We start from the raw sequence: 13,468 nt of genomic DNA on the forward strand, positions 1-13,468 counted from the left end.
ACCCCCCTCGGCATAATTCAAAGTAGTTTTGCCTTAAAGAACTGTGCCGATGTCAATATTTAAAACCGTGAGAACCCACGCAGGATGTTCTAAACTTCGCCGACCTCTAGAGACAAATCCGCAACTTCCATCCAATGCCTGCTTCACTTCTGCTCCTGCATCCAAATCAGGGGCGACATGCACTTAATTATACCAAATGACAAATTTGCGAATACCCGAATAAAATGAATTAAAAATCTTCGCGACGGAATTTATTTTATACCGCCCGGACCTTGTTCTTGATCTTTGAAAACAAAGCTATGCTACCGATACGCAGCGTCCAATAATAAACCCGCAGAAATCGGATCAGCAGTACGGAACGCGGAAAGCTTTTCGTTTGATACAGTGCCTTCTGAAGATTGCATTGATTCTTAAACCAACGCATCACACTTCGCTCTTGAATGCTGCCGCTGTGTCCGCGATACAGCACCAACTCCTTTTCGATGCCATAGCCCGGAACGACTTTTAAAAAGCGCGCAAAAAATTCATAATCTTCGCCTTCGCGCAGCTTGGGCGACTCGTTAAATAATTTCATATCATCCAGCCGCTTGCGCCTGATCATAATTGTCGACGGGTAGATATTGTTGCCCAACGACATCAAAAACCAAAACAGCGATATCTTTTTGCGATACCCAATCGACGGCTGTTCAATCTTCTTGCCCTCCGCGTCGATCACCCCCGCCGCCGTGAAGCAAAAGTCTATCCCGCGTCGTTCCATAAACTCGACCTGGGTCATCAATTTTTCCGGCAGCCACAGATCATCATCGTCACATAACGCTATAAATTCACCTCTCGCACGCCGCATGCCAAAATTTCGCACGACCGATGGCCGCCCGGCAAACTCGCAAGGCACATATGTGACGCGAGAATCTTGCAGCGCCTGGATGCAATCTTGGGCATCTTGTTGATGGCCGTCAGCAACGACAATCAGTTCAAAATTTTGGTACGTTTGTGCCCGGATCGCCTCGACTGTTAATTTAAGAAACGGCACGCGCTTCCAAGTTGGTATGACGATCGATACAAGCGGGAGGTCGGCGCTACAATTAACGTGGTTCATCAAATTAAACCGAAGAGCTGCTAAAGATTTCCAGATCGATTAGTTGATTTGGCGACGTTTCGCAACCATGCAAGAAAACATCTCGGATGATAACCGGATCGCGCACTGCTTAGACGGCTTTGAGAAAAGGTGCGATCGAGGCTGTGTGTTCTTGCATCAAGACATTCTTACGCCCAGTGTTTCGCCGGCAGAGGGCATCCGGTGCATGCCTCGGGGGAACGCTGGGGTCGATCCCGGACCGGTCCAGATCCTCGGCCCAGGTCTTTGCGCTAGGCCCCCAATCCAGGCATCAGAGCGGAGTTTTGCGACACCTGGCCTCGAGATGCGCGGTCGGGCTGTAGACCATGACGGCAATCACGAGATGTGACTTCGGGGTATCCAGATTTGAAAAGGCTGAAGTTCTCGATGGGCGTGTCCTCGATGGTCCTGTCCGTACGACTGCATATCCCATCGGATCAAGACCATAAGGGACTGAGCGAGCGATGCTCGCTGCGGCCGCAATCGGCGTTGGATGGCTCGAAACACCGGGGGCTAGCTGGTATTGCAGCCGGCTCGACGGGAGTAACGTGTGACCGTCGCGTCTGTGCTGCTAACGGTGTCCGATCGGCACGCACGAGAGCGACCTACATATCGGCAGGGGACGGGCCCATAACAATAACAACACCCGAACCCGAGAAAACGAGACGTGCCTGACGTAGGAAGCTCGGCGGAATTGTAATATCGATTTTTTTGGCAATATCCCCCGCAGTCGCGGGTTCCGGCAATTCACTCCAAATGACGTGATCAATCCACAACATGGATTGGCAGCGTCCGCTGCGTGATAGGTCTAGTTTCGATCCGCTCGGCAATACTTTTAGCGGGAAACCGAAGCGTTGAGCTTCTTGTTGGTAGGCCCAATCAATGACTCGGTCTAAGTTCGGGACAAAATAAGAAGCCTTGTATTCGACGGCTAAGATCTCGGACGAGCCACATTCATTGAACTGCGATCGAATGAAGGATGCGGCACCATCCCAACCTTGGTCGAGGCCGTGTGAAATTACAGTAATACTATAAACCAGCGCTCCGTTCAGCAAAAAAATATTAAATATCCGGCGGTGGCGGCAAACGGTATCTGCAATAACGGCGGCGACGATCGCGACAGTCGTAACGGCAATGGACGACAGATAACGTGCAACAAATATCTGGGGGCGATAGACGTTTATGAGCAACAGGATCAGTGAAGCAAGGGCAAGCCCGGATATCATCGCAATAATAAATATTTTACGATCGGCGTTTGCACCGAAATGACCAAATCCGATTTCGTTGCGGCTAAGTGAGGATCTTTTATGTCCGCGAATACTAAAATACTTCGATGTAGACATGATCAAGATTACGATAACGACAAGGTTGAAGCAAAAACTTTTACCAATTAACCCAATCAGTATTTTAACAGCGGTAGGAAGACTAACGATCAGCCAGAATGTTCCTGATATCCGTTCGAGAAACGAATTCTGTGCGATGAACCAAACGAGGAGTGGCGCAGACGCAAAAACACCTGCCGTTAATAGGAGTTGAAACCAATTTCTTTGCCGCCGGACCAACATACCGAGGCCTGCCGTCGCCACAATGCTCGTTGCCACGACCGCCGTAACGTAATGTATATTTAGGCAAAGGAGTATTAGAATGCACACCGAAATAGCAAGAACCCGGTGATCCCGTATCCGTCCGACTTTCTCCATCATCAAAATAGAATGCAAACAGACGATCAGACTTATTACGCAGCATATTTGGGTGAAATACGATCTAATCTCGGTTATGCTGTATGCGACGACTGGTGATGTAATCGCCAAAAACGTGAAAACGGTCGTGAAATTTTTGCTCCGAGGGTATTTTCTGCAAATTGCAATGACGAACAAGGCGGTTATACATAGTGGAATTAGATTTACGAGGCGACGGGTTAATACCGAGTCACCAATCAGCGGCTGGGCGAGCCAATTCAAGGCGACAAAAAGAGGTGGGTGAACGTCAATCAGCCAGCGATCTCTCACCGTTTCCGCCAAGGGTAGATCGTGTTTTGAAAGCCATAGCGTCCAGAATTCATCCAGCCATGGGCCGCGCTGCCAAGCGGCCCATATCGTCAGACTTACAATAAGGAAGAATATTAAGCCATTCTGTACAGTGATAAGCCGAAAAGGCCGCTCTTGGCTGTCATCTTGCAGCCAGATCTGTAAATTCGATAGCCTCATGGCCAATCGTTTAATCGTCATTTATAGATCTTCCGGACGGGCAAGTCTCTGATCCTTCTGCCTGCGTTCACATGTGGGCGCTTCGGTTCATGAGCGCAAAGCCCTTGATGTGAACACTCAATACCGACTGCTTGGGATTATGTTGGAGTCCGTTTTACCCTACGGCTATCAGCAAGGTTCGTACCATTTGCCGTCGTACTACAATAAAGTGTTCTGCTTCGGACGTCGATGGCTCAGGCGAATAAGCCTTTGAAGAATGAGGCGAAGGATAAAAGCAAGCCGATGCTTCGATCAGAAGCAAACGAAAGGTGGAGACTTTGACGCGCTCGATCAGTCGGCGCTAAGGGCCCGGCCGATTTATCTGCACTGTTCGGAAGAAGGCGCTTCTAGACAATGCAGGAACTGTGTGCTGCCAGGGACTGCAAATAACGATCGAGAGCACTCCCTCAACTGACCAGCCGCGCACGAGGTCGTATCGTGCTTCACCGGACCCATTTTGAGCGACGAATTGCCATTACGAGAAGACACTTGTGCGTCACGCACTATGGTGACCGCGTCGAGGGTGTATTCTTTGAATAAAGCGAACGACTGCCAAACAGGAAATATCGTCGATGTGGTCCGAGAATGTCGTTCTCGCGGCCGCGTTTGAAGACCCCCATCCAAAGTACGATCTTACACCCCAAATGGGGGCGTAGACATCGGCTTCGTTGGAGATGCGACACGCACTCCTTCAGCGCATCCTGCCCGTACGGAGTGATCCATCAACCGCCGGATGGTGCAGCTGTATGAATGGAGCAACGGCGGCACCTAATCCGGAATGGTACCCGTTTGCCGACCGACCCCGATCCACCGGCCGCGATCGATGTCAGTTCCTGACGCGCTGATCGATCGGCCTCCCGGTTAGGAACGCCAGGAGTCATTCACATCGAACCGCGGCGCGCGTGCCTCAGCGGCTGCCGCGCTGGGCCAGCACCGCCGGGACGGTACGCAGCATGATCGCCAGGTCCCGGCGCAGGCTCCAGCGGCTGGCGTAGTCCAGGTCGAGCGCCACGCGCTCAGCGTAGCTCGTGTCCGAACGCCCCGACACCTGCCACAGCCCTGTCACCCCGGGCGGGACGGCAAAGCAGGTCGGAAACGCCCGGCCGTAGCGGGCGACCTCGGCCGGCACGATCGGGCGCGGACCGACCAGGCTCATCTCGCCGCGGAGCACGTTCCAAAGCTGCGGCAGCTCGTCCAGAGAGGTCTTGCGCAGCACCTGACCGATCGGCGTGATCCGCGGATCGTTGGTGAGCTTGTGGGTCTCGGCCCACTCGGCCCGCGCCTGCGGGTCGGTCGCCAGATGGGCGGCCAGCACCGCCTCGCCGTCGGTGACCATCGAGCGGAACTTCAGGCAGCCGAAGCCGCGCCCGTCCCGGCCCAGACGCATGTGGCGGAAGATCGGCGCGCGCCCGTCCCCGGCCCAGACAAGGCCGGCGATGAGCAGGAGAAGCGGCAGCAGCAGGAACAGCGCGGTGGCGGCCACGCCCACGTCCAGCGCGCGCTTGGCCGCCCAGTTCAGGCGCAGGCCGCGGGCCACGAACGGCGTCGCCGGAAGCACCGTGACGCTCACGGCCTCGGCGGCCCCGCTCACCTGCCCGACCAGATGGCCGGTCACGTGCTCGGCGACCTCCGTCATCTCAACCAGACCGTGCGCCGCAACAAAGTCGGCGGACGCGGCAGGCTCGGCACGAGTCAGCATGGTCTCAGCTCCTTTGGCGAGCCCAATGGCGAACGTTAATGATTGGTTATTGCGCCGCTCATAATCTGATATTTCCGGGTCGGCAACCCCGATTTTGGGAAAAATCATAGATTAGAGCAGGTTTCGCTAGGGCGGCAGACATCCATTAGGCTTGATTCGGACACGCTGATGCCACCGATACGGAAACCCGCCCGGTAGTTTCTACTGATTCGTATTAGTTATCCGGCTGTCTGATCAGCGCAGCCGGGATTTGACGACTCGGCGAAGCCTCGCGTCGCGCAGGGTCCTGAACGCATCACATGGGTGGCCGAAGCCGGCCGGGTGCGTACGATGCGATCGCTATTGCACCGCGACAAACCCCAAACGGTCGAAGGGCCAAAACCGTTGCAACGCCGCGCGACCGTGCAACACGGTCTGCGAAACGGCACGCCATCGGCGCGCGCGGCGTGAAAACCGGTCGGCACGGGGCGAGACGTCAGATCCCGCGGCTCAGCCTGCCTGGACATCCAACGGGAAGGGCGCGGAAAACACTGTCGGCGCGACCTTCGGGATGCTCGGCCCGCTTCGGCAAGCCATCACCCTCGCCATCGGCTGGGATCGCGAGCCGGTCCGTTTTCTCAGGCATTCTGCGTCGCATCGGGCCGGTCGATCGCCAAAACAGCCACATCAGCAATCCCTGTTTCGAAGGGTGCACCTGGACGATCCCGCGTCCTGGTCGGACCACAGCATCGCGCCAAATACCGGAACCGGCACGATGCTGTAGGTTCTTGATTGTGCATCGTCTTTTTCCGAGAGCCGGAGACCGCCTTTCGGGACGATGCTCCAGTTCGGGGCGCGCGCTCCGAAACCCGGGTCTGCATCGGTCATGCGAACGCCGCTTCGCCGGCTGGGATGCAGGGAGGTCTGAGACGCGCTCGCACCGGATTGGAGCCTGCGTCAGTCGCAGGCCTGATCCACGTTTTCCCCAGCCTAATACCGAACCTGGACGAGCCCGACTGATCCGGCGAGTGCACCCGACGGCACGACGACGGCCGTCCTCCAAACCTCCGAGATCTAGGAGACCTGGCATGACGCCGTGGAAGGTAACGTCGAACGTCCCGGGAGCGAGGGTCAGGATGAATGCATCTCGCTCTCCGCGTCGGTGCGATCACGATGATCCATGGCAATGCCGGCGCCCATCTGCTCGGATCGGCGGAGCCAGACCAATCCCGTTCGCGCGTCCGGCTTTGAAACGTGGCTGTCTGAGACATCCCAGTGAGAGCTTGGAATGCGCCCTCAGCGGCCTTTGGCCGACCTTCCTATAATTCGGGCCGCAGGCATCGGCACGGGCTCTAAACGGCGCCCGTAACACCGCAGGACGAATGCGACGCGCCGCCTCTGGAGCGGTTTCCGAGCGCGTTGCAATCGCAAACCGCTCTAAACCTTTGTTGTGACGCGCGCTCTTGCGCCGAACCGATGCCCACGTCGGTGGAGAGCGCTCTAGCTGGTGAGCCGTTGGAACAGCAACACCAGGATCCAACCTAGGAAGCCTGTCCAGGCCACGACCACGAGCAGCACGGTGATCAAGATCGCGACGGTGCCGTAGCGCGCGAACAATCGCTGGCCCAGACTGCGTCGACGACCCGACAGCTTCAAACTGTCCTTACCGTTTTGAGACGAATCCATGGCCCCAACCCTCGCACACAGGTTGAGACGCAATGACCTGTCCTGACAGCTCGCGAAAGCCGGACCGCCTTCTAGATCGGTGAATGTGATGAGCGAGCCCGGTGGGATTCATGTTTCGCCGCGCATGGGTCTCATGAGGGCGCCGAGCAGGAAGCCGAGCTGACCGCAAACGAGCAGGGTTAGGCCGCGGCGCATGCCACCACCGGCGCTGAGATGATGGACGTACACACCGTAGGCCAGTTCGGTGGCCACCACCGGCAGAAACGCAAGGAGCCACCACACCGAGCCGAACCGCCCCAGACCCAGCCCGAGCAGCGCGTTCAGCAGCAGACCCTTCATCGCAGCCCGTCCCCGTCCAAGCCCGGGTCAGGTGGTAAACCGATCCCGCCCCCCGCGCCATTGCGGCTGATTCCCCGGCGCGCGTGCCTCAGCGGCTGCCGCGCTGGGCCAGCACCGCCGGGACGGTACGCAGCATGATCGCCAGGTCCCGGCGCAGGCTCCAGCGGCTGGCGTAGTCCAGGTCGAGCGCCACGCGCTCAGCGTAGCTCGTGTCCGAACGCCCCGACACCTGCCACAGCCCTGTCACCCCGGGCGGGACGGCAAAGCAGGTCGGAAACGCCCGGCCGTAGCGGGCGACCTCGGCCGGCACGATCGGGCGCGGACCGACCAGGCTCATCTCGCCGCGGAGCACGTTCCAAAGCTGCGGCAGCTCGTCCAGAGAGGTCTTGCGCAGCACCTGACCGATCGGCGTGATCCGCGGATCGTTGGTGAGCTTGTGGGTCTCGGCCCACTCGGCCCGCGCCTGCGGGTCGGTCGCCAGATGGGCGGCCAGCACCGCCTCGCCGTCGGTGACCATCGAGCGGAACTTCAGGCAGCCGAAGCCGCGCCCGTCCCGGCCCAGACGCATGTGGCGGAAGATCGGCGCGCGCCCGTCCCCGGCCCAGACAAGGCCGGCGATGAGCAGGAGAAGCGGCAGCAGCAGGAACAGCGCGGTGGCGGCCACGCCCACGTCCAGCGCGCGCTTGGCCGCCCAGTTCAGGCGCAGGCCGCGGGCCACGAACGGCGTCGCCGGAAGCACCGTGACGCTCACGGCCTCGGCGGCCCCGCTCACCTGCCCGACCAGATGGCCGGTCACGTGCTCGGCGACCTCCGTCATCTCAACCAGACCGTGCGCCGCAACAAAGTCGGCGGACGCGGCAGGCTCGGCACGAGTCAGCATGGTCTCAGCTCCTTTGGCGAGCCCAATGGCGAACGTTAATGATTGGTTATTAAGGCGGTTTGTAGCGACCAAAACTTGTTTTGACAAGCAGGTCGTCAAAGCTTTTGACCTTAGAATTGAGGTCAAGAAGGGCCAAAAGTGAGGCCATCAGCCCAAGACAATCGCGGACACAGGACCGGCAAGTCAAATACACGGCGCGGCAGAAACTACGTAGATGGATCGGTTTTATTCGCATGCGTCGGACATTTTGGAAAAATTACTATCGCAAGAAGCATCTATCCCGACCCCAGAGCTCTTGGGGCATGGGGATTTGATTATTTTTTAGAAAATACAGTCCGGGTTTAATTCACGATCGATGGCTAGCTGGATGAACGTCATCTTACACAAGCATCGAGAACGACGCCGACGCTATGATGTCGTTGCGCCGTGGACGTGTGAGCAGATGCGAGATAGCCCGTCACAAAGGCGGCGCGATTTGCCGAGTTGACGCCACCGCGTCGCCTCCGAGACCCATGGACTCGATGCATCGCATACCAATCGCCACCGATGACTCACGGCCGAGCACAACCCCAAAAGCGGACGCACCTGGTTAGGCGCTGCGGCGCGGGGACCGATACAGCGCCGGCGTATTCAATAGGATCGCGAACCGGGCGGACCACGCCACCTCCGCAACCGCCGATGTCAGCGACCGACAGCGCGAACCGCCCCCAAAGACCGCCGTGGTTGCTATGCACCATAAAATTGGCTATACTAACTTTTGCAACAAAATCTTTATAGCAATGCGTCAATATTAATCCAAAAATCCGATCCGCTGGTGACCTTGCTGTTTCGGGAACATGTGCCTTCACGATGATCTGTGGCCGATAAATCGTGAAGATCCGATACTAGAAATATGAGTGCTCGCACGATTTGCTTTAATCGCTCACTGGACCGAGTCGGATGCTAGACAAGACACAAATCTTCAAACCCGATCCGCTACAGGAGAGCAGAAGCCGCGATCGACGGCATACTGGCTTGGAAGATTTATTTGACTTTCTGCTGAAATGGGCGCGCGTTATTGGCGGAAGCGCCATTCTTTTCGCGGTTCTAGCATTTATATACGTGCATCTCTCGCCGCCGGACTTTGTGGCGTCTGCGCAGATACTTATCAACCCGCCACAGCCGCAGCAGCTCCTGAAACAGGATTCGGGCCTCATCGATCTCACGCTCAACAACTCCCAGGTTGAGAGCCAGATCGAGATCATGCGGTCGTACAGCACGATTCTGCCGGTCGTTCAGGACCTGAAACTCGATTCCGACGACGAACTGGCGTTGCCTAACCGAGCCGACGCAACATCTGCCAGCAACAAGCAGCTTTACGGGGTCGTCGGCCGTTTTGCCAGCCGCTTGGATGTGAAACGCGTTTCCCAATCATACATCATCCAAGTTTCGTTCCGCTCGCAGAGCTCGAGCAAAGCATCGAAAATCGTGAATGCACTGTGCGAAGCGTATATCAAAAATCAGCTCGCGAGGAAGGTCGAAGACGCAACCCGCTCACGCGAGTGGTTGGAGCACCGGGTGCAACAGCTGCAAACGCAGTTGCACAAGGCTGCGCACGACGCCCAAGATTTCAGAACTGGCGTCAGCGGCCAATCACAAGCCACTGGGCAATTGGATGCCGAGGTCACGCTCTCGCAGCTCGACAGTGCAACGACCACGTACAGAAAGATGTATGAGTCTGCGCTGGAAAAGCTGACCGAGAATGTCCAATCGACCTCGTTTCTCGTCGCCGATGCGAATATCGTGTCTTCTGCGAGCCCCGAATTAGCACGCATCTTCCCCAATCCGAAGCTTGTCGTCGCCGTCGCCCTGCTCGGCGGCGCGTTGTTCGGTATCAGTGTTGCTGCCCTTCTCGACTCGCTGGACACCTCGGTACGATCGCCGTCTCAGGTGGAGGACGAACTGAATTGCCTCTGCTTTGGAAAAGCAAACCTCGCCAAGGGGGCAAGGCGTGCGCTCCGGAATAAGGCGCACCAGAAAATCGAGACGCGAACAAAGTTCTTCCTGAACAGGGTCATGGTTGCGATCGAAAGCGCGCATCTGCAAAGTTCATGTCGCAATATCGGTATTCTCGCTGTTTCAGAGGGGGATGCTTCCGCGGTCCTCACGAAACAGTTAGCGAATGCCCTAGCTCTGTCGGGTAAGAAAACATTGATCGTCGATGCGAGCCTGTCCAGAGCGAATCCCCTGTCGGCCCTCGCCTATGCATCAGGCTTCAACCCGCCGGTTCAAGCCGAGCACGACGAAGCGGTCGATGATCGGAGTCGAATCGTGCAGGTATCTTCGAACCTGTCGATTATTCAATTGGAAACGCCCATCGATGCAGGTTCGACCTTCGGCACCATGTCTGAGAAGCTTATTTTCTCGTCCGTGGCTGGGGTATACGACAACATCATCGTGTGTCTTCCCAGCCTTGCAGTGATGCCACCGTCGCTGTCGTTGCTGGCGCATACGGACGCGGTCATCTTGGTCGCGCATCTTGGCAAATCGCCCAAAGAGAGTGTCGCTGAAGCGGCAGAATTCATCCGGGCGAGCGGGACACTCCTGCTCGGCGTCGTCTTAGACGAGTCGAAAGCCTAAGCCACCAAGCGAGACCTGCCGCCTCAAAGCTGGCAGAGCCGCTTTCCTGCACACGTGCCCCGGCGCCCTCTGAGTGCCGGTTACGCCTTCGGGATGAGGTTTTGCGGGCATCGGCACGATGTTCGCAGTGCCGGTCAGAATCAGATCAACGGCCTCCGGACGACTTAACGTCTTCACGATCCATGCTCCGCAGCAGCATCGATTATATGGCCTGCCTAAGGCGCTCCTGGGGCAGCAATAGAGTCTTACGGCTCCGGCTCGCCGATAGGAGGTGTGCTACATCTAAAAAGCATCGAGATTGATCTTTGGCAGCAATAAATCTGGAAAGCTGTTATCCGATCAAATCAATAGAAACGACTTTATTGAAAATCTTTGAGTTCCGGATTGTTGACAAATAGAAAGACGACACAGGCTATAGAAACAATGCGGTTCGCAATACTGATCTATTATTATACCCACTAATTCGTGATTTTGCCGTACTAATGGCTTTCCGACATCCTTTTATCTATAATCGGAGTGGACTTTTTCCTCCGGTGCACTAGCTATGTTCAGCTTTCCATTTGTCAGCTTGCGAGAGATTAAGGCCAGTGCCCATATCAGTCCCGGCACCACACATGACCCCGATCAACGTGATGTGTGCGGCCGATCGGAACTACGGCTCCTATGCCGGCATCGTCATGCAATCCGCGATGTCGGTAACGCGAGACGCGAAGATCCATTTCCATCTTCTTTCAGACGGAGTTCATCCAAGCGATATCGTAAAATGCCGAACGATCGCTCGCGAGCACGGGAATGATTTTTCAAGCTACGAAATTTCATCGAAGCTCACGAATCTTCCCAAAGCATTGCGTATGGCGAATCATCTGAGCAGGGCGGCCTATTCGCGACTACTGTTTGCCGACCTACTGCCTACGTCAGTGCATCGGATCATTTACCTGGACTGTGATGTGGTTTGCAGGCGGGATTTAACGGAATTGTGGGAGCTGGGGGCTGATGTCGACGTGCTCGGCGCCGTCCGAGACCCGTGGCTGGACCCCGACACAAATCTAAAATCGTCCTTGGGCTTGTCCCCAGATCAAATCTACTTCAATTCTGGTGTTCTGCTCATAAATGTTGACGCCTGGCGCGCGGAAAATACCGAAGCGCGGCTCTGTGACTTCGTATCGTCGCGGCCCGACATCAAGCATGCCGATCAAGACACGTTGAATGCGGTTCTTAGCGCGCGCCTGACTGAGGTGCCCGAAAAATGGAACATGATGATCGATCATCCGCGACGGGAGGACGAGGGTCATTTGCGCGACCATGCCGCGATCCTACACTACGTCGGCGGTTTCAAGCCCTGGCACCTCGGTTATCACTTGACCAACCCGCTGAAGGGTAAGCCCTATGCTGCCGAGAAACGGCATTCACCCTGGCGATCAAAATTCCCGGATTTTCAGTGGCGGCGCGTGACCAGAAAATTTCGATCGCTCGTTCGGACCTGAGCCGACATGTTGTCCATGTGTTCTAAGAGCGAGTTCAGGGATATGGCTGCACGATATGCCAGGGCGACGCTGCTCCTCGTCGTCACCGTCTTGTCGATCTCGCGCGCTTTTGCCAAGGATGACGAGCCGAGTTGCGCCGACCTGATCGGTGGCCTCAGGATAAAATCCGGCATCGATTACGACACGGCTGCCGCCAAGCTAAGATCGAAGGGCTGGCGTCAGACTTTCACGACGACCCAGAATATCGGCGCGTGGACCAAAGGTGGGCGCGCGATTTCGGTGACGCTCAATCTCGGAAGCGGCACTTCCGTGACAACTGTCGGTGCCGTGCGGTGCCGCAATTGAGCGTATGGGACGCCGGTTCGTCTCGGATGAGAAGTTCGTTGGAGACGGGCGGAACCCTGCCTAACGGTGGTCTGGCCCACTGCTCGGGATCGATCGCAGCAACATCGACGTCCAGATTTTCGTTCCGTAGGCGGGCGAGGAATCTTTAGATCCCGATCAACGGGGAAGAACATACTTCGCCACAGCGGGGAGGTGTTCGCGCCAGAGCGCGCTCTGAATTTGGTAATGACTGAGATTTTGGTCTGACATCTTGTAATCTTGAAGAGCGACGATCGGATTTCCGCAAAAATAGGGCCGCCGGGGCGGCCGGGGATAATAATTGAAAAAGATCGCCGCGCGGTTCTTGCCGGTCGCGGGTCGGCCGCGATGATAATAGCGCGCGGTGTCGCAGAAAATGACGCTTCCGCTCCGACCGACGCATGTTACGATGTCACTCGCTTCGATGGGTTTCCCCACGATCCTTTCGAGCTTGTCGTGTCTCACCGGGCGTTTGTATGGGCGCCCACCTTTGAAAATTCGATTGCGGACCATTTCAAATGGGCCGCCGTCCATGTCGACATCATTCAAATATATCGCAATTTTGACAATGCTCTCGTCCTCCCCGTCAAGATGCCAAACACGTGCGCCGCGTTCTCGACCATCCGCCAATGTGTAAAATAGATTGAACCCCCCGAACGCGACCGGCAGCCCGAGATAGCCCTCGACGATTTGCAAAAGCTTTTCATTGAGTCCGAATAAATAGATCTCAGGCCGATTCGCCAGTTCGCGTTTGCTGGCCTGAATCAGATACGGATCATTGTGATGGGCGGAGGCTTCGGCAAGCTGCAACTCGATATCCCGACACACGTTCTGGGCCTGCTCCAGCATCGGCACGACGCCGTCGAGGCTCAGATCATCGAGGTGGGCTTGGTAAATTCCATCCTCGCACAGGGACGTTACAATCTTCCGCTCCGTCTCGTCCAAGGAGTCGAGCCGTGACTGGTGCGTGGCGCGGAGCGAACTATAGTAACGTTCTATTCTTTTTGTTGCCAATTTAGTTGACAAAAATCCGTGCAACGCGTTCCGAGCAGTACTTTC

The 13,468-nt window shown here is 56.5% G+C and carries 10 protein-coding genes; 3 read left to right on the forward strand and 7 right to left on the reverse strand.

Features of this window, described 5'->3' with window-relative positions:
* Window positions 1-256 precede the first annotated feature (256 nt).
* The 6 genes from AC3IF3_RS07310 to AC3IF3_RS07335 form a co-directional block, all read right to left on the reverse strand.
* Window positions 257-1,096 (reverse strand): glycosyltransferase family 2 protein, encoded by an 840-nt coding sequence (locus tag AC3IF3_RS07310; RefSeq protein WP_243973216.1) that lies wholly within the window; start codon window positions 1,094-1,096, stop codon window positions 257-259.
* A gap of 623 nt (window positions 1,097-1,719) precedes the next feature.
* A complete protein-coding gene (locus AC3IF3_RS07315) occupies window positions 1,720-3,342 on the reverse strand; it encodes a hypothetical protein (protein WP_489228020.1) in 1,623 nt (540 codons plus the stop codon).
* A gap of 925 nt (window positions 3,343-4,267) precedes the next feature.
* Complete coding sequence (locus AC3IF3_RS07320) at window positions 4,268-5,059, reverse strand: sugar transferase (RefSeq protein WP_489228021.1); 792 nt, start codon at window positions 5,057-5,059, stop codon at window positions 4,268-4,270.
* 1,479 nt (window positions 5,060-6,538) lie between these two features.
* Window positions 6,539-6,724, reverse strand: coding sequence for a hypothetical protein (locus AC3IF3_RS07325; RefSeq protein WP_243965133.1), 186 nt, complete (start codon window positions 6,722-6,724; stop codon window positions 6,539-6,541).
* A 108-nt stretch (window positions 6,725-6,832) separates the two neighbouring features.
* Complete coding sequence (locus AC3IF3_RS07330; RefSeq protein WP_243965135.1) at window positions 6,833-7,063, reverse strand: hypothetical protein; 231 nt, start codon at window positions 7,061-7,063, stop codon at window positions 6,833-6,835.
* An 88-nt stretch (window positions 7,064-7,151) separates the two neighbouring features.
* Window positions 7,152-7,943, reverse strand: a complete 792-nt coding sequence (locus AC3IF3_RS07335; RefSeq protein ID WP_489228021.1) for a sugar transferase — start codon at window positions 7,941-7,943, stop codon at window positions 7,152-7,154.
* A gap of 939 nt (window positions 7,944-8,882) precedes the next feature.
* Between AC3IF3_RS07335 and AC3IF3_RS07340 the strand changes: the two genes are divergently transcribed.
* The 3 genes from AC3IF3_RS07340 (at window position 8,883) to AC3IF3_RS07350 (ending at window position 12,391) form a co-directional block, all read left to right on the forward strand.
* Window positions 8,883-10,562, forward strand: coding sequence for a GumC family protein (locus AC3IF3_RS07340; protein WP_489228022.1), 1,680 nt, complete (start codon window positions 8,883-8,885; stop codon window positions 10,560-10,562).
* 614 nt (window positions 10,563-11,176) lie between these two features.
* On the forward strand, window positions 11,177-12,046 hold the full coding sequence (locus AC3IF3_RS07345; RefSeq protein WP_489228023.1) for a glycosyltransferase family 8 protein: 870 nt from the start codon (window positions 11,177-11,179) through the stop codon (window positions 12,044-12,046).
* Window positions 12,047-12,088: 42 nt separating this feature from the next.
* Complete coding sequence (locus AC3IF3_RS07350; RefSeq protein ID WP_489214888.1) at window positions 12,089-12,391, forward strand: hypothetical protein; 303 nt, start codon at window positions 12,089-12,091, stop codon at window positions 12,389-12,391.
* A gap of 156 nt (window positions 12,392-12,547) precedes the next feature.
* On the opposite strand, the gene AC3IF3_RS07355 is transcribed toward AC3IF3_RS07350, so the two are convergent.
* Window positions 12,548-13,354 carry a phytanoyl-CoA dioxygenase family protein gene (locus AC3IF3_RS07355; protein ID WP_243971567.1) on the reverse strand — a complete coding sequence of 269 codons (807 nt, stop codon included), beginning with the start codon at window positions 13,352-13,354 and terminating at the stop codon, window positions 12,548-12,550.
* Window positions 13,355-13,468: the final 114 nt, after the last annotated feature.

The organism is Methylobacterium sp. J-118 (assembly GCF_057836565.1).

Coding starts and splice junctions, on each gene's coding strand:
- AC3IF3_RS07310 (WP_243973216.1), bottom strand. CDS start 1,096: ATGAACCACGTTAATTGTAGCGCCGACCTCCCGCTTGTATCGATCGTC.
- AC3IF3_RS07315 (WP_489228020.1), bottom strand. CDS start 3,342: ATGACGATTAAACGATTGGCCATGAGGCTATCGAATTTACAGATCTGG.
- AC3IF3_RS07320 (WP_489228021.1), bottom strand. CDS start 5,059: ATGCTGACTCGTGCCGAGCCTGCCGCGTCCGCCGACTTTGTTGCGGCG.
- AC3IF3_RS07325 (WP_243965133.1), bottom strand. CDS start 6,724: ATGGATTCGTCTCAAAACGGTAAGGACAGTTTGAAGCTGTCGGGTCGT.
- AC3IF3_RS07330 (WP_243965135.1), bottom strand. CDS start 7,063: ATGAAGGGTCTGCTGCTGAACGCGCTGCTCGGGCTGGGTCTGGGGCGG.
- AC3IF3_RS07335 (WP_489228021.1), bottom strand. CDS start 7,943: ATGCTGACTCGTGCCGAGCCTGCCGCGTCCGCCGACTTTGTTGCGGCG.
- AC3IF3_RS07340 (WP_489228022.1), top strand. CDS start 8,883: ATGCTAGACAAGACACAAATCTTCAAACCCGATCCGCTACAGGAGAGC.
- AC3IF3_RS07345 (WP_489228023.1), top strand. CDS start 11,177: ATGACCCCGATCAACGTGATGTGTGCGGCCGATCGGAACTACGGCTCC.
- AC3IF3_RS07350 (WP_489214888.1), top strand. CDS start 12,089: ATGGCTGCACGATATGCCAGGGCGACGCTGCTCCTCGTCGTCACCGTC.